1 protein-coding gene is annotated in these 19,196 nt (G+C 67.4%); it reads left to right on the top strand.

Annotated features, from left to right (window positions below):
• The first annotated feature begins 5 nt into the window (after positions 1–5).
• Positions 6–19,193, top strand: a complete 19,188-nt coding sequence (locus J3U87_RS31940; protein WP_237379865.1) for a non-ribosomal peptide synthetase — start codon at positions 6–8, stop codon at positions 19,191–19,193.
• Positions 19,194–19,196 lie beyond the last annotated feature (3 nt).

The raw sequence follows: 19,196 nt of genomic DNA, 5'->3' as shown, positions 1-19,196 counted from the left end.
CCAGCATGAATATCGAATGGAAAAAGTCTCTCCTGCTCAAGGCCCTCACGGAACACCCCGAATACCTGGCGCGCTCGCGACAACTGATTCTCGACGCCCGTTCGCTGTCCGAGGAGGCGGTCGTCGCCCACGACGATGCCGCCGCCGAGCGGGAACCGGTCTTCGAGATGTCGATCGCCGAAGAAGAGTTCGCCTTTCTGGTGGGTGGCCACCTGGATCCCACCACGACGGCCACGCTGAAGGTCGAGCCGGCGGACAAAATCACCTATTTCCAGTATGTGGACAAGGTGCTCGAAGTCTTCTTCCACCGCTACAACGATCAGAACCTGAAGGCGCCCTTCGGCGAGGGCCTGTTGGGGGAGATCTACCGCACCGGCAAGGTCGGTGACGAGCACGGCCTGATCAAGTCGATCTATCCCTGGGCGATTCCGGCTTCGCTGGGCCAGTACCTGCACCAGTTCATCGCGACCCACGAGTTGAACCACACCATGGAGATCGGCCTGGCGTTCGGCCTGTCCGCATTGTTCGTGTGCGAGGCGCATCGCCGCCGCGGCACGGGCCTTCACGTGGCGATCGACCCCGGCCAGGAGGCGAGTTTCCAAAACCTGGCGCTGGCCCAGATTCGCAAAGCGGGCCTGTCCGATCACTTCGAGCACCTGAACCAGCCCGACTACCGCGCCCTGCCGCGCCTGCTGGAGGAGCGGCGAACCTTCGACCTGATCTTCATCGACGGATTGCACCTGTTCGACTACGTGCTGCTCGATTTCTTCTACGCCGACCTGTTGCTGGAGGACGGCGCCTACGTGGCCTTCGACGACAGCACGGTTCCGGCCGTGCGCCGCGTCGTCGACTTCGTGGCCACCAACCGCGCCTATCGCCGTTTGGAAACGCCGATGAACCGGCTCAGCCTGTTCCAGAAACGGGAGCGCGACACCCGCTTCATGGGCGATCCCAGCGGCTTCACCGAGTTCTACCGTGAGGCGGCGCTTCCTTCCGCGGCGGTGGGGTTAGACCTGGCCATCAATCCCCATGGCCGTCTGGTGGCCGACTTCGTGCGCATCTACAACGCACAACTGGCGGATGGGCGTGTGCAGATCAAGCGGCCCTGGGATTTCCTGCTGCACCTGCGCGGCAGCCACGCGACCCACTGGCGGTTGCGGGTGACCTCGGAACGGGTCAGCCACAATCAGGTGGTCAACGGCCAGATCAGTCGCCGGTTCGCCACGGAGTCGTTCGCCCGGCCACCGGCCGTCGAATCGGCCGGATCTTCCGACGAGAGATCGGGTGAGCCTTCGGCTGCCGTGGAGGAGATCTCGCGGCCCGTGTCCGCGACCGATGGTGCGGCGCCGGCCGCGGCCGCGGTTCCGACGACCGGCGCGGCCCGGGTCGCCATCGTCGGTGTGAGTGCGCGGCTGCCCCAATCATCTTCGATCGAGGGATTTTGGGAGCACTTGCGTCGCAAGGAGCCGCTCTTCCGCGACGTGCCCGCCGATCGTTGGGATTGGCAGGCTTTTTACGGTGATTCCAAGGCCGATCCGGACAAGACCTACGCCAAGTCGGGCGGCTTCCTGGACGGGGTGTTCGCTTTCGATCCCGGCTTCTTCCAGGTGTCGCCGCGCGAGGCGGCCTGGATGGATCCGCACCAGCGCATCCTGCTGCAGGAAACCTGGAAGTGCCTGGAAGACGCCGGCTACGCGCCGGAGGATCTGGAAGGGCCGCGCACGGCCGTGTTCATCGCGCTATACAACAACAGTTTCCAAGATACGCTGCCGCGCGAGGAGCCCGAGAACACGCCGCTGCGCATCACCGGCGACATCAGCTTCACGGCCAACCGCATTTCCTACTTCTTCAACTTCACCGGAACCAGCGAGACCGTCAACACGGCCTGTTCTTCGTCTTCGGTGGCGCTGCACCGCGCCGCCCAGGCCCTGCGCGCCGGCGAGTGCGACGTGGCCCTGGTGGGCAGTGCCAGCATCGACTTCTCCGTGGATGCCTACCTCTCGTTGAGTCGCCTGGGCGTGCTGGCCCAGCAGGGGGTCTGCGGACCCTTCAACGCCGAGGTCACGGGCCTCACGCCAGGAGAGGGCGCGGCGGTGGTCATGCTCAAACGGCTGGCCGACGCGGAGCGCGATCGCGACAACATCTACGCCAACCTGGCCGGTGGCGCCGTCAATCACACCGGCAATTGGTCGGGCTCGGTCACGTTGACCAACGCCAACGCCCAGGCCGAGCTACTGGCCGCCGCTCTGGCCGATGCCGGCCTGGCCGCGGCCGACCTGGACTACCTCGAAGCTCACGGAACCGGCGGCTTCGGCGACGCTATCGAGCTGGAAGCCATCAAGAAGGTCTTCGGCAGGGGCGACCGGTGCGCGCCGCTCCAGGTAGGTAGCGTCAAATCGTACGTGGGGTTCAACGGCGCCGCGGGCGGGCTGACCCAACTCGTGAAGGTCCTGCTGATGATGCGCCACCGGACCATCGTGCCCACCTTGGGCTATCGCGAGGCGGCGCCGTCGCTGGGTCTCGCCAAGGCGCCGCTGGACATCCCGGTGGAGGTGCTGCCCTGGCCGGCCGACGCTGCCGGGACTCGGCCATGTCGCGCCGGCATCAACGCCTACGGGCTGGGCGGGACCGCCGCCTTCCTGATCGTGGAGGAATACCGCGGGCGGACCGCACCGATCGCCCCCGAGGAACTGGCGGAACCGCTGTGCTTCCCCCTGTCCGCACGCACCGAGGCCGAGCTGATCGCGGCCGCCCACCAGTTGGCGGCCTTCGTGGAGCGCCGCCTGGACCGGTCCACCGCGTTCGATCTGCGCGGCACGGCCTACACGCTTCAAGTGGGCCGCCGGGCCTTTCCCTTCAGGCTGGCGCTGGTGGTGCACGGCGCGCGTGAACTGCTGGACGCGCTGGCGGCTTTCGTGGCCGGACAGCGCGCCGGTGACAACCTGTTCTTCGGCGGACCCGATTCCGGGCTGTCGGACATCCTCGGTTCCGATGGCGAGGCCGACCGCTTGATCCAGACTTGGATCGAAGAGGGCAACGTCGCCCGGCCGGCCCATTTCTGGGCCAAGGGTTGCGACCTGGATTGGGGTGCGCTGTGGCGCGGCGAACAGCCCTGGCGGCTGTCGCTGCCGACCTATCCCTTCGCCGGCCGCGAGATGCGGCCCAATGGGGGCGACATCTCCGCACCGACCGGTCCCGTCGCGGGGGACATGCCAAACGTCGTGGATACGCCGAGCGCGGAAGATCTGGTTGCGGTGCTGGCCGAGGAACTGGCCGCCTGCCTGGGGTTGCCTGCCGAGGATATCGAACCGCGCGTGCCGTTTTCGGATTACGGACTGAGTTCGGTGTTGGGTTCCGATTACGTGGCCCGACTCAACCGGCGCCTGGGCTTGGCGCTGGCGCCCACGGTGCTGTTCGAATGCCCTGCGGTCGCGCCCCTTGCGAGCCTGGTCGCGACCCTCGAGTCGCAGGCTCCGTCGCGGGATGAGGTGCCCGGTTCGGATTCGGAAATTCGGGTCGAGCGTGGCCCTTCCAAACGCGGCCCGATCGCGCGAGGGCGACGCTCGCGGTGGCGCGTTGGTGGGACGGTGCGCCGCTCCGGTGCACGAGGATCGCGCGAACCTTCTCGGGTGGGGAATTCCGCCGCCGAGATCGCCGTGGTCGGCATGTCCGCCCGCGTGCCAGGCGCGTCGGATGTCGACGCATTCTGGCAGAACCTCGTGGAGGGGGTCGACGCCGTGACCGCGTTACCCGCCGAATGGCGCGGCCAGAGCGGCGGCGCCTGCCGTTGGGGTGGCCTGATCGAGGATCGCGAGCGGTTCGACGCCGCCTTTTTCAACATTCCTGCGGGCGAAGCGGCGGCCATGAGCCCCCACCAGCGCCTGATCCTGGAAGAGAGTTGGCGAGCCTTGGAGGACGCCGGCTACGACCCCAGGCACCTCGATGGCCAGCCGGTCGGCGTGTTCGTGGGCGCCGAGCCGATCGGTTTCGAAGGCTCCTTCACGGGTTCGTCCGACGCCATCGTCGCTTCGCGGCTATCCTACTTCCTCAACCTGCGCGGGCCGGCACTGGTGGTCAACACCGGTTGTTCCTCTTCCGGCGTCGCGATCCATTTGGCCTGCGAGAGCCTGCGCGGCGGCGAGACCCGCATGGCGCTGGCGGGCGGCGTGTCGGCGGCGATGGGGCCGGCGATGATGGAAGCATTGGAACGAGCCCAACTGCTTTCCACCGGAGGCCGCTGCCGGACCTTCGACGAGGCGGCCGACGGCTCGGTCTTCTCCGAGGCGGTCGGCGTCGTGGCCCTCAAGCGGCTCGACGACGCGCTGGCCGACAACGACGCCATCTACGGCGTGATTTGCGCCGACGCGGTCAACCAGAACGGCAGCAGCAACGGAATCACGGCACCCAACGGCGCGGCCCAGCAAGAACTGATCGCGGAGCTCTATGGTCGCCGCGGCATCGATCCGGAAACCATTGGTTACGTGGAAGTTCACGGCACGGGGACGCGGCTCGGCGATTCGGTCGAGGCCAACGCCTTGGCGCGCGCCTTCCGCCAATTCACCGATCGCCGCCACTTCTGCGCGGTGGGCAGCGCCAAGGCCCACATCGGCCACGCGATGGCGGCCTCCGGCGTGATCGGGCTCGTCAAGATCCTGCTCTCCATGCACCATCGCACCCTTCCGGGACTGCTCCATTTCCAACGCCTGAATCCGCTGATCGACTTCGAGGGCGCGCCCTTCTACGTGGCCGACGAAAGCCGGCCGTGGGAAGCGGCGGGCGAGGCACCCCTGACCGCCGCGCTCAACACCTTCGGCCACAGCGGCACCAACGCCCACCTGGTCGTGCGCGCCTGCACCGAAGTGGAGCGTCATCGCGGGGCGGTAGCCGACACCGGCGAGGCGTTGCTGGTACCGCTTTCGGCCAAGACCGAGACGGCGCTGACCGAACGTGCCCGCGGCCTGCTGGCCCGCTTGCAAGCCGAGGAGCCGATCGCCCTGGCCGACATCGCCTACACCCTGCAAGTGGGCCGAGAGGGCATGCGGCGGCGCTTGGCCTTCGTGGTGGATTCGCGGGAGGTGCTCGTCCGAGCCCTGGCCGTTTACCTCGACGGCGGATCCGACGGAGAATCAATCTACCACGCCTCTCGGCCCGAGGTGCTTCGCGCGGCCGAGGCATCGAAGGCCGAGCGCATAGCGATGGCCGCCGACTCGGTCGACGACCTACCGGCCCTGGCCGCCCTCTGGGTGGCGGGAACACCGGTCGATTGGCACGCTCGATACCGGGGCGCACAACCACCGCAACGCCTGCACCTGCCTACCTACCCCTTCCAGGGCGGCAATGTCGCTTCGCCGTCGCCACCCCCGAAACGATCCATCCAAAACGTGGCGATCCCGCAACGGACCGAGCCGACGCCCCACCAAAACGACCCAACCTCGGAGACCCCGAACACCGAAAGTGGCGTGGTGCCAGGTAGGTTCGCCGGCTCGGCGAACCAGGCGAAGCCGTCGCCCCAGGAAGTGAAACCCCAACCAAAGACAAAGCGATCCCCCCAACGGAGCGCCCCCTCTCGGGAGACCCCGAACACCGAAAGTGGCGTGGTGCCCGGTAGGTTCGCCGGCTCGGCGAACGCGACGAAGCCGTCGACCGAGGAAGTGAAACCCCAACCAAAGACAAAGCAATCCCCCCAACGGAGCGCCCCAACTCGGGAGACCCCGAACACCGAAAGTGGCGTGGTGCCCGGTAGGTTCGCCGGCTCGGCGAACCAGACGAAGCCGCCGCCCCAGGAAGTGAAACCCCAATCAAAGACAAAGCAATCCCCCCAACGGAGCGCCCCTTCTCGGGAGACCCCGAACACCGAAAGTGGCGTGGTGCCCGGTAGGTTCGCCGGCTCGGCGAACGCGACGAAGCCGTCGACCGAGGAAGTGAAACCCCAACCAAAGACAAAGCGATCCCCTCAACGGACCGCCCCCTCTCGGGAGACCCCGAACACCGAAAGTGGCGTGGTGCCCGGTAGGTTCGCCGGCCCGGCGAACCAGACGCCCCCACCCACCAAAGACCAACTGATCCAACACCTGGGCGACCAGGTCCGAAGCCTGCTCTGGCAAGACGAAGGCGGCGACCTCGACGAGGAGGCCAGCTTCTTCGACCTGGGCCTCGACTCGCTCACGGTGGTCAGCCTGATCCAAAACTTGGCCGAGACCTTCGGCCTCGAACTGCGCGAAACGCTGGTCTTCGATTTCCCCTCGATCGACCGCCTGGCCGCCCACCTCGCCGACCTGTTGGCGGCCCGCGCCGGCGATCCCACCTCGGAAGCGCGTCCCTCGGTCGCGTTCCCGAGCGCGCAGCCCTTCCAAACCCGGTTGCGCGACCTGATCCGGCGCCACCGCGAACTGGTCCCGCTGGCGCTCGATGGCGACGGGCCGCTGCTGTTCTGCATTCACCCCATGTCCGGCGATGTGGGCCTCTACCGCAAGCTGGCCGAGGCCACCGGCGAGCGCTTCCGCCTGGTCGGCGTCCGGTCGCGCGGATTCCTGACCGAGGAACCGCCCTTCGCGTCGCTGGCCGAGATGGCCGACCACGTGGCGGCGCTGGTGACCGAACTCGACCCCGAGGGACCCTACCACCTGTTCGGCTCGTCGATGGGCGGCACCTTGGCCTACGAGGCCGCGCGCCGCTTACAGGCCCAGGGCCTCGAGGTGGCGAACCTGTTCCTGGCGGAGTCGCCCCTGATCACCGACGACGGTGACGCTCGGCTCTGGCAGGCCGGGTCGCGCGAGAACCTGATCATGAACGCCAACTTCCTCATGATCGCGATGCTGCACCTGGACCCGGGCTTCCGCCGCGAGAAGGAAGCCGGTCAGGTGTCCTGGCGAGCGTTGGAAATCACCGCGGACGAAGTCGCCGATGCGGAGGCGGGTGACCTGCCCGCGGCCCTCGCGACCCTGATCCGGGCTCGCGGCGTGGCCCAGGAGGCGGAGATTCTGGAGCGCCGTCTCCATTCGATGGCCGCCGTGCACCTGGCCAACTTGGGCGCCTTCGCCGCCTATCGCGCCCGACCCCTGCCCCGTCCCGCGGAGCTGAAGGCCTTCCTCCTGCGCACCGAAACCGCCGACGCCACCTCCGACGAGGTCTACAATCCCGATTACCTGCTGCGCATCCAGCGCGAGTGCGGTTCCTTCGGCTACTTCCTCCAGGGTTGGGTCGCGGTGCTGCCGGACCTGGAGACCGTGGTGGTGGACGGCGCCAACCATTTCGAGCTGTTGAGCGGGCGCGACGCCCTGGCGCGTATGGCCCACCTGCTCGCCGAGGCCATGACCGATGTCGCGAATGGCGAGCGGCCCCGCGCCGCAGCTCGCGACCTGGACCACGACAAGCCAGCCGTCTCCGGAGGGGTCGTGCCCGGCCCGATCCGTGCCACCGACACGGGGCCCGCCGCGCGCCAGTTCGGCGACCCGCGCATCGCCGTCATCGGCATGGCCGGTCGCTTCCCCGGAGCCGACTCGGTGGACGCGCTCTGGGACCTGCTGAAGAGCGGATCCGCCGTCTTCGAATCGGTGCCCGCCGAGCGCGGTTGGGATCTTTCCCGCTGGCCGTCGGGCGGCTCGCTGAAGGGCGCCTTCCTGGACGGCATCGACCGCTTCGATCCGGTCTTTTTCCACATCTCGCCCAACGAAGCCGCCGCCATGGATCCCTCCGAGCGCCTGTTCCTGCAGGAGAGCTGGAAGGCAATCGAGGATGCCGGCTTCGATCCCCAGCGCCTGTCGGGCCGATCTTGGGGCGTCTTCTGCGGCGGAGGCGGTGATTACACCTTGAGAATGAAGGAAATACTGGGGATCTCGCCGCACGTGACCCTGTCCGGTCTGCCAGGCCGCGTTTCCTACAGCTTCGACCTCACCGGTCCCTGCGTGAGTGTCGACGCGGGCTGCGCTTCTTCGGCGCTGGCGATCGCCCAGGCCTGCGACAACCTGCTGCTGGGCAAGTGCGACGTGGCGCTGGCGGGTGGTGTCCTGATCTACAGCACGCCCAACCTGATTCTCACGTCCGCCGAGGGCGGCCTGATCGCGACCGGTGACGAGGGCTACGCGCTCGACGCCCGCGCCGCCGGCATGCTGCCCGGTGAAGCGGTGGGCGTGCTGGTGCTCAAGCCGCTCGGAAGCGCGCTGGCCGACGGTGACCGCATCCACGGCGTGATCGAGGCCTGGGGCAACAACCACAACGGGCGCACCAACGGCATCAACGCGCCCGGGGTGCTCGGCGAGGCCGCCCTGATCGCCGAGACCTACCGGCGTTTCGGCGTCGACCCCGAGACCATCGGCCTGGTGGAGGCCAACGCCACGGGCACCTCGGTCGGCGACGCGGTGGAGGTCCAGGCCCTCACCACCGCCTTCCGCGAGTTCACCCGCCGTCGCCAGTTCTGTGCCCTGGGCAGTATCGAGAACCACATCGGCCACGCCTTCCAGGGTTCCGGCCTGTGCCACGTGATCAAGGTCCTGCTGGCTCTGCGTCAGCGCGAGTTGCCGCCGACCCTCAACGTCGATTCGCCCAATCCGGGTTTCGCCTTGGAGACCTCGCCCTTCACCATCAACACCCAGTCGCGGCCCTGGCTGGAAGAGGCCGGCCGGACCCGGCGCGCCGCGGTGAACTCGTTCGGCGCCACCGGCTCCAACGTGCACCTGGTGATCGCCGAGGCGCCGTCCGAGGCCTGGCCGGACGAAACCGACGGCGACGACCACCGCGCCATGCCGATCTGCCTCTCGGCCAAGACGATGCCCGCGCTGGTTCGCCGCTGTGCCGACCTGCGCGAGTTCCTGGATGGGACGGGGCGTCACCTGACCCTGGGCGCGCTGGCCGCCAACCTGCTGCTGCGCCGCGCCCAATTCGCGGAACGGGTCGCCTGGGTCGTCTCCAACCGGGACGACCTGATCACCGCCTTGGACCGATTTGCCGCAACCCAGGAATCGGGATCGGGCTTCGCCGGCAGCGTTCGCAAATCGGTGGGCGCCGCGCTGGCGGCCCTGGGCCGGTTGACCCAGGCTCGGGTGCTCGCCGATCCCGAGCCCGATCCGGAAGACCTGCGCGTGCTGGCCGACCTCTTCGTGCAGGGATGGACGCCCGCCCTGGCGCCCTGGTTCGACGCTTACGAACGCCTGCCGATCACCTTGCCCGGCTACCCGTTCGACCAGCGGCGCTGCTGGATCGAAGCGACCGGCGACGCCCACTCCGTCGAGGCGCGTTCCCAGGTTCGACGCGTCCCGCCCAATCCGCGACCGACGGTTGCGTCCCAGGCACCGGGAGACCTGGTCCTCGCTGCGGTGTGCGACATTACCGGGCACGAGCGCGACGAAGTGGCACCCCACGTGGCGTTCGGTGCCCTCGGGCTCGATTCGCTTTCGAGCATGCGCCTGTTGGCCCAGATCAACGAGGTTCTGGACTGCGAGATCAAACTGGCGGACCTGTTGATTCACAACACCCCGGCGCGCCTGACCGCGTTTCTGGAGGAACGCGGGTACGGATCCGCGGCAACACCGGCGCCATCGAGCGCGATGGTCGCGCCGCCCGATTCGGCTGCGGCCGCCTGGTTCGCCGAACGGCTGGGCGGGCTTCCGCGGGGGCTTCGGGTCACCACGCGTGAAGGCGATGCCCAGCGCCTTGACTCCGAAGACCTCGACGCCTGTCGCTCGGGCCTGCTGGCCCTGGCCGCCGAGGGCGTGGCCGTGCTGCGGGACGGCCATCGTTGCTACTTCGCCGCCCATCGCGCGGTTCCCCTGCACGCGGTGCTCGATCGCCTGGAGCCGGAGGTGCTCACGGCACTGACCACGCGCCTGCCGGCGGGAAGCCTGTTTGCGCCCATCAGCCAGGAGCAGCGACGCAACCTGTTCCACTCCGAGGTCCTGAAACAGCCGGCCTGGAACGTTCAACACGTCTTCGAATCGGGTTTGGGCTCGCTCGATCCGGATTTGCTGAATCGGGCCTTGGATCTGCTGGCGCGGCACCACGACCTGCTGCGCACCCACTACCTGGGGATCGGCAGCGATTGGGTTCAGGTGGTTTCACCGCAGCCAAGCTGGGAACTGCGCCAGGTGGCGTTCCCGTCTCTCGCCGAGTTTCAGCAACATATCCTGGTGGAACGGGCGCGGTTGCAGCGGCTCGATCGTCCGCCACTCTTCCGCCTCCAACTCTATACCGTTGGCGGGCAAAGTTACCTGGGGTTCGTGACCCACCACAGCCTCGCCGACGCCTTCACCCTGCCGCTGCTGTTCGCCCAGGCCATGGCGCTCTACCGCGATCTCTCACAGAATCGGGAACCCACCTTGCCGCCCGTGGCCGAACCCTATTGGCAGTACGCCCTGCAGGCATTCGTGCCCCAAACCGAGGCGGCCCACGCGGCTCGCGCCTACTGGCGCAATCGGCTGGCCGACGGGCCCATGCACATGCGCTTGCCGCTGGTCTGCGACCCCCGTGGAATGGCGCACGAGCGCTTGGCGATCGCGGCTCGCCACGGACACACGCTTTCCGACGATCTAGCCGCCGAAATCCGAGACTTCTGCCGGCACCACGACGTCACCCACACCCACCTGTTCACGGCCGCGCTGGCGATCCTGCTGGTGCACGGCCTGGGCAACGCGCGCGCCGTCTTCCACTTCATCCACAGCCGACGCGATCGCAAAGCACTCTTGGCCGCGCCCGGCGAATTCACCAACGTCCTGTTCCTGCCGCTGAACGTATCCGCCGAGATGACCGCACGGCAGTTGCTCTCCGAAACCAAAGCGTCCAGCTTCAACGGCTTGCGACACGGTTCATTGCCGTTCGACCAGTTGCTGGAACTGGCCGGGATGGAGAACCTCGCGGCCTATTTCGGCCAGACCGGAGACGTGCTGATCGATTCCGCGGACATCGACGCCGGCACCGATCAGGCGACCGCCGGATTGGGTCGCTCCTGCTTCGCCGACAGCCTGACCCACGATACGTCCGAATCGGTGGTAGACGGAGCCCTGGCCACGCTCTTCTTTCAGGTCTTGGCATTGGAGGGTCGCCTCCACCTGGTGACCGTCTACCGCAAGCACTTGTTCCGCGGTGAAATCATCGCGCGGATGACCCGATTGGTGGTGGATCTCGTGGCCGATGTGGTTCACGACCCGGACCGACCGGTCCGCGCCCTCGTCGCACGCCACCAAGCGTCGTTCTCGGAACTGGTGACCGAGGCCTCCGACCCGACCGAAATGCCGCCAAGAACCAAGGGCCTGATCTCGACCCCAGAGAGCGCTTCGGTCGGACCCGATGCCATCGAACCGTTCCCCCTCAGCGAGGGCCAGAAAGGGATTTGGGTCCAGCAGAAAATGGAGCCGGACGTCTACGGCTACCACGTGCCGATTTGCTTCCGCATCGCCGGTAGCGTGAGCCTGGCGCTCTTCGAGCGGGCCTGCCGTCATCTGCTCGCGGTACACCCCATCCTGACGGCCCGGATTCGGGTGGTCGACGGGGTGCCGGCCCATGTCCTCGACCCGGCCCAGATGCCGCGCGTCATCGCGGAGCACGCCGAAACGCTCGACGAAGCCGCATTGCGGGATCGGGTACACGAAGCGATCCGCGAGCCCTTCGACCTGGAAGCCGGCCCGCTGTTCCGGGCCCATCTCTTCACCCGTGGGCCCCATGAGACCCTGGTGCTGCTGACGGTGCACCACCTGGTCTGCGACGGCCGCTCGACGTTGATCCTGTGGCGCACGCTGCTGGACGCCTACGGCAACCTGCTGGCGGGCCGAACGCCCAAGGCACCACCGTTCACGGTACCCTACCGCGATTTCGTTACGGCGGAGCGCCGTTTGCTCGCGGGAGATCGGGTTCAAGAACGCCTGGCCTTTTGGCGCCGTCGCCTGGCCGCACCATTGCCCTGTACGGAACTACCCACTGATGTGCCCCGCGGCGCCGAGCAACCTTTCGAAGGGCGCACTGCGTTGCTGGAAATTCCGGCCCGAACGGGGGCATGCCTGCGTCGCTGCGCCACTGACGCGGATGCCTACGTCTCGTCCCTCTTCTTGGCCGCATTCCAGTGGCTTCTGGCGAGTTGTCTCGGCGGACAAGAGACCCTCATTGGCATGCCGACCCTGGGTCGCTACCGTACCGATCTCCAGGACGCCGTCGGTTACTTCATCCAGATGGTCGCCATCCGGGGTCGCGAGCTCGGCTCCCGTTCGTTCGAGGCCCTGATCCGCGATGCGCAAGTGGAGATGGTCTCGGCCCTCGACCACTTGCTGCCGTTTCCAGTGGTCGTCGACGCGTTGAAAGCCGAACGGGAAGGGGAGGGCGACCTGTTCCACTGCGTCTTCAACTACCAAAACTTCGCCCCGGACCTCTCGATCGAAGTCCCAATCCCCGCAGAGCCCGCAAGCCAAGAGAGCCCAAATGGCAGTAGGTTGGGCCGCCGGCCCGACACAACGAAGCAACCCAAGCAGGCAGGAGACACCACCCAAAAAGCGAAGCCCCCCACCCCCAAAACAAGCCAGCCCAAAGAGCCCGCAAGCCAAGAGAGCCGAAATGGCAGTAGGTTGGGCCGCCGGCCCGACGAGTCGAAGCAACCCAAGCAAGCAGGAGACACCGCCCAAAGAGCGAAGCCCCCCACCCTCGAAGCAAGCCAGCCCAAAGAGCCCGCAAGCCAAGAGGGCCGAAATGGCAGTAGGTTGGGCCGCCGGCCCGACACAACGAAGCAACCCAAGCAAGCAGGAGACACCGCCCAAAGAGCGAAGCCCCCCACCCCCAAAACAAGCCAGCTCGCAGAACCCGCAACCAAAGAGAACCCCCATACCCAACTCACCATCCAACCTGTCGAAGGCATCTACCAACAGGGCCGCTACCTCGAACTCGAAGTCTGCGAACGAGGCGAGGGCTTCCTACTGCGTGTCAAGTACAACGCCAGTCGCCACCGCCCTGCCACGATCGACCGCTTCCTGGCCGACTACCTCGACCTCCTCGAACGCGCCTCGGCCCAACCGGACGCCATCCCCGAACCACCGGTCGCCGACACCCCGGCACCCATCGACGCCGGCGAACCCCTGTCCTTCCACCAAGATCGCCTGTGGTTCATCGATTACTTCGAAACCGACAACGTCTATCCCCACGCGCCGGTCTACCACAATCTCCCGCTCCTCCTGGAACTCTCGGGTCCCTTGGACCTGGCCGCGATCGAAGCCGCACTCGACGAGATCGTCGCCCGCCACCCCATCCTGCGCACCCGAATCCTGACCCGCGCCGCCAAGGGGGAAAGTCACCTTCGCGAACGGGCCCGCCTGGAGCTGCGCGTCGTCGACGCCCCGACCGGCGCCGCGGGAGACCGCGAGGTATGGATGCAACGCGCGGTGGCCGCCACCGAGGCCCCGTTCCACCTGGATCGCGACCTTCCGATTCGCGCGGTGCTGTTCCAAACCGGCCCCGAGCACGGCATGCTGCTGGTGGTGGTCCACCACATCGTGGCCGATCACGCGTCGCTGAACCTGATCGCCGACGAGATGGGCGCCCTCTACCGAGCCCGCACCTCCGGCCACCCGCCCGCCTTGCCCACCCCCGCCACCGACTACCAGGGCCACGGCCGATGGGAAAAGGCCCGCTCGCGCGCCGAACTGGCGCCGCTGCTCGATTTCTGGAAGCGCCACTTGCCCGGCAAACTCAAGGCCTTGGAGCTGCCCGAATCGCGGCGTCGCCCGGCGGTGCACACGTTCACGGCGGCCCGCCTGCCGGTGGCCCTGCCGGAAGAGGTTTCCGAGAACCTGCGTGGTTTGGCGCGGCGTTTGGATCGCGAGATGCACGACCTGCTGCTGGCGGCCTTCAAGACGCTCCTCTGGCGCTACAGCGGCCAGGAGGAGATCGTCGTCGGTATCAGCGATCCCTGTCGCGACACCGAGAACCGCCAGATGGTCGGCCCCTTCGCCAACCTGCTGGTCACTCGCGATATCATCGGCGCCGACAAGAGCCTCGCCGAGGTCGTCCACGCCGTCGCCGATCACGTCGCCGGCTGCCGCCGTCACCGCGCCCTGCCGTTCGACCAACTGGTCGCCGAGCTCGATCCCGAAAAAGACATGAGCCGGACGGCCCTGTTCGACGTGTTGTTCCGGTTCGAGCCCGCGCGACCGGCGCCCGATCTGGGCGAGGTCCGCGCGACACCGATCGCCCTGGAACTGGGCCACGGCAAATACGACGTGCACCTGGCGCTCGAAGACGCACCCCAGGGGATTCGCGGCGTGATGGTCTACAACGCCGACATCTACGACGCCTGGCTGATGGCCCAAATGCGCGACCATTTCGGGGTTGTGCTGGCCGCGATGGCGGCGAATCCCGAAACGAAGCTCGACGAGTTGAACCTGTTGAGCCCGGCCGAAGAGCGGCGGCAACTGGAAACCTGGAACGCCACCCGTGCCAATTACCCGGCTCACAAGACGTTGCACCAGCTTTTCGAGGAGCAGGCGTCGCGCACACCCAACCGCACCGCCATCGCGTTCGGTGCAACCCGGCTCGATTATGCCGAGGTGGAGCGCCGCGCCAACCGCCTGGCCCATCGCCTGATTGCGGCGGGTGTCCGCCCCGGCAGTCTGGTGGGCTTGCTGCTGGAGCGCTCCGAGTGGTTGCCGATCGCCTTTCTCGGGGTGCTCAAGGCCGGCGGCGCCTACCTGCCGATCGATCCCGAGTACCCCGGCGACCGCATCGCCTTCATGATGGAAGATTCGCGCATGGCGCACCTGGTCACCACGCGTGATCTGGTCGGTAGTTTGCCGCGCCCCGTGGAACGGCAGGTACTGCTGGACGACCTGGACGCCGGAGACGACCCCGCCGCCGACCTGGCGCCGCGCGTGGCCCTGGACCCCGACGACCTGGCCTACGTGATCTACACTTCCGGCTCCACCGGCCGGCCCAAGGGCGCCCTGATCACCCACCGCAACGTAGTGCGGCTGATGGTGAACGACCGCTTCCCCTTCGATTTCGGGCCGGGCGACGTCTGGACCATGTTCCACTCCTACTGCTTCGACTTCTCGGTTTGGGAGGGCTACGGCGCCTTGCTCTACGGCGGGTCGGTGGTGATCGTGCCCAAGCGGATTTCGCGCGATCCGGCCCTGTTCCTCGACCTGCTGATCCGCGAGAAGGTGACGGTGTTGAACCAGACGCCGAGCGCCTTCTATTCGCTGGTGCGCGAGATGCTCTGCCGGTCCCAGTTGCCGGCGTTGGCCCTGCGCACCGTGATTTTCGGCGGCGAGGCCCTGAATCCCGTCCTGCTTCGCGAGTGGAAGCGCGCCTATCCCAAGGTGCGCCTGATCAACATGTACGGCATCACCGAAACCACCGTGCACGTGACCTACAAGGAGATCGGCGAGACCGAGATCCACCACAGCACCAGCGCCATCGGTGCGCCGATCCCGACCACCACGCTCTACGTGATGGACGAACGCCAGCGGCTGCTGCCGCCAGGGGTGGCCGGCGAGTTGTGTGTCGGCGGCTTGGGCGTCTGCCAGGGTTATTTGAATCGCGAGGAACTGACGGCTCGGAAGTTCACGGTCAACCCCTACAAGCCCGAGGAGCGCCTCTACCGCTCCGGCGATCTGGCGCGCCAACTGCCGAGCGGCGAAATGGTGTACCTGGGGCGGATGGACAACCAGGTGCAGGTGCACGGGTTCCGTGTCGAACTGTCCGAAATCGAGAATCGGCTCAGCCGCTGCCATGGAGTCGCCGACAACGTGGTCCTGGTCAAGGAAGAGGACGGCCACAAGCAGATGATCGCCTACTTCGTATGGCAGGACGGTGCGGCGCGTGACGTGAACCGCCTGCGCGACGCACTCAAGCAGGACCTGCCGGACTACATGATCCCCGCGGCCTTCGTGCCGCTCGAGGCCATGCCCCTCACCGCCAACGGCAAGGTCGACCGCAAGGATTTGCTGGCGCGCAGGATCGTGCGCGACACCTCGCGCTCGCTGAGTCTGCCGCAATCGGAACTGGAGGAGTTGATCCTGCTGATTTGGAAGCGGGCCCTGAACGTGGACCGGATCGGCACCGAGGACGGCTTCTTCGAAGTGGGCGGCAACTCGATCTTGGCCGTCACGGTCGTCGAGGAGATCCGCAAGGCGCTGGACTGCAACCTGAGCGTGACCCGCATCTTCCAGTACCCCACGATCAAAGCGCTCAGCCGTCATCTCGCCGAGATCCAGCAGGTCGTGGAAACGCGAACGAACGCCCAACCGGCGCCGGCCGTCGCACCGGCGCCCATCACGCCGAAGGCTCGGGTGCCCGAGGTCGAGCCGCTGCCAACGCGATTGGATCCGGTTCCGGCCGAGGCACCGGCACCGTCGTTCCCGCAGACCCTCGCGATTCCGACGGCCAAGCCGGAATGGCCCGACTACTACGCCGACAGCGTGGCGGTGATCGGCATGTCCTGCCACTTCCCGGGCGCCCGCGACCACCGCGCGTTCCTGGAGAACCTGCGCGGCGGGATGGACGGCGGCGGTTTCTTCTCGACCGAGGAACTGCGCGCCATGGGCCTTCCCGAAGGCCTGGTTCGCGATCCGAGCTTCGTGCCGCGCCACATGGACATCGAGGGCAAGGACCTGTTCGACCCCGCGTTCTTCAACATCGCCCCCGACGAGGTCAGCCTGATGGATCCGCAGTTCCGCCAACTGCTGCTGCACGCCTGGCGGGCGATCGAGGACGCCGGCTACACCCCGGACGCGATGCCCGAGACCAGCGTGTACATGTCGGCCGGGAACAGCCTCTACCAGGCGATGCTGCAACGTTCGGCCGCGGGCATCGAGCTGGGCTCGGACGGCTACGCCTCCTGGGTGCTGTCCCAGGGCGGCTCGATCCCGACCATGATCTCCTACCGGCTGGGGCTCAGCGGCGCCAGCGTGTTCGTCCACTCCAACTGTTCCTCGTCGCTGACGTCAATGCACCTGGCGCGGCAGGACCTGCTCTCCGGCCAGTCCGACCAGGCCTTGGTCGGTGCGGCGATGCTGTTTCCCGAAACCAAACCCGGCTACCTGCACCGCGAGGGTCAGGGCTTCGCTTCCGACGGGCGCTGCAAGGCGTTCGATGCCGCGGCCGACGGCATGGTGATCGGCGAGGGCGTGGGTGTCCTGGTCCTCAAGCGCGCGCTGGATGCGATTCGCGACGGCGACGCGATCTACGGCCTGCTGCGCGGGGTGGGCCTCAACAACGACGGCGCCGGCAAGGTCGGTTTCTACGCCCCCAGCAATCAGGGCCAAGTGAAGGTGATCCGCAAGGTGCTGAAGGCCACGGGTGTGGATCCGCGTTCGATCGGGTACGTGGAGGCCCACGGCAGCGGGACCCTGCTGGGCGATGCCATCGAGTTCGACGCCCTGCGCGAGGGTTACGCCGCGGCCGAGACCGGCCAGGCGCGCTGCGGCATCGGCTCGGTCAAATCGAACATCGGGCACCTGGACACGGCGGCCGGACTGGCCGGTGCGATCAAGGTCTTGTTGAGCCTGAAGCACGGCGAAATCCTGCCCACGATCCATTGCCGCGAGCCCAACCCCGATCTGGATCTGGACGGCTCGCCGTTCTACCTGGCGCTGGCGAACGAGCCCTGGCCGGCCGGTGCGGCGCCACGCCGCGCCGCGCTGAGTTCGTTCGGGGTCGGCGGCACCAACGCCCACGCGATTTTCGAGCAGGGCCCGAACGCCGCGCCCCATATCGAAACCGATGCCGACGCCGAGGTCTTCGGACCCCAGGTACACCTGATCCTGCTCTCGGCGGCCGATGGGGACCGTTTGACCGCCGTCGCGGTTCGCTTGTTGCGCTTCCTGGAGACCTCGACCGAGGCGGACGCCGGCGGCGAAGGGCTCCTTGCCAGCCTGGCCTGGACCCTCCAGGTGGGGCGCCGGCCCCTGGCCCATCGCGTGGCCTTCGTCGCCAAGCACCTCGAACGCCTGCGCGGCCAGCTCGACGCGTTCGTGCGCGGTGAGGACGAGATCGTGAAGTGTTTCCGCGGCGTGGTGGACGGAGGCTCCTCGGCGAAGGACCGGGAAGAACGCCAGCGCAAGGCCCAGCACCGACTGGCCAAGGGCAAGCTGAAAAAGGTCGCCAAGATGTGGGTGGGTGGTGTCGACATCGATTGGGCGCGGATTTATGGCGACGCCCGACCCGCGCGGCTCCACCTGCCGGCCTACCCCTTCGCGGGCCAGCGTTACGGGCTGGAAGAGGCGCGGTCCCTCGTGGGATCTCCTGCCCCCGAAGCCCAGGTTCCGGCATTCGCGGAACCCGCCGCGCCGCGCGCCGAACTGCACCCGTTGGTCCACGCCAACACCTCGGACCTCAGCGAGCAGCGCTTCAGCTCCTGGTTCAACGGCGAGGAATTCTTCATTCGCGATTTCGGCGTTCGCGCCGCCGACGGTCAACTGCAGCGCATGCTGCCGGCGGCGGCCTACCTGGAGATGGCATTGACCGCGGCACGCGCGGCCATGGGTCGCGGCATCGCCGCCGAAGAGGCCGTGAGCCTGCGCGAGGTGGTGTGGGCCGAGCCGTCGCCGGTCGATGCCGGCGCGAGCCATCTACAGATTCGGCTGGTCCCGCGCGGTGACGCGATCGCCTTCGAAATTCACGACGGCGGCGAAGCGGAGCCGTGGATCCATTGCCAGGGGTTGGCGCATGCGGCGATGCAGCGCCAGGGCCCCGTTTTGGAGCTGGCTCGGCTGCGGCAGTCCTGCAACCACAAAGTGCTGGATCGAGAGGCCTTCTACCTGGCCCTCGAATCCCTGGGCCAGGTTCATGGCGCGTCCATGCGCGGCCTCAATCGCTTGTTCGTGGGGCCCGAAGGCGTGCTGGCCGAACTGGTCCTGCCGCCGTCGCTGGAAGACGACCACCAGGTGTTCGGCCTGCATCCCTGTCTGCTGGATGCGGCGCTGCAAGCCTGTTTCGGCCTGCTCGGCGACAGCCGCCCATCGCTGCCGGCGTCCCTCGCCGCGCTGGATGTGCACGGTAGCTGTCCGCGTCGGATGTGGGCCTGGATTCGGTCGGCCGGTGAGGGACCGGTGCTGGAACTGGCCCTGTGCGACGAGGGCGGACGCGTGTTGGTCTCGCTGTCCGGCTTGGCCTATCCCAAACAGGATCCATCCACGGCGGTTCGTTCGCCCGAGCCGACCGACGACGACCTCGACACCTCCGGCGAGTGGGAGTTCCTCTCGCCATCCGAGCTGGAAAATCTCTGAAAT

This window comes from Sulfidibacter corallicola (assembly GCF_017498545.1).
In the GTDB taxonomy this organism is placed as follows: domain Bacteria; phylum Acidobacteriota; class Holophagae; order Acanthopleuribacterales; family Acanthopleuribacteraceae; genus Sulfidibacter; species Sulfidibacter corallicola.
The sequence above is the reverse complement of the archived record's forward strand: the minus strand, read 5'-3'. Positions and strand labels throughout refer to the sequence as shown.

Coding starts and splice junctions, on each gene's coding strand:
- J3U87_RS31940 (WP_237379865.1), top strand. CDS start 6: ATGAATATCGAATGGAAAAAGTCTCTCCTGCTCAAGGCCCTCACGGAA.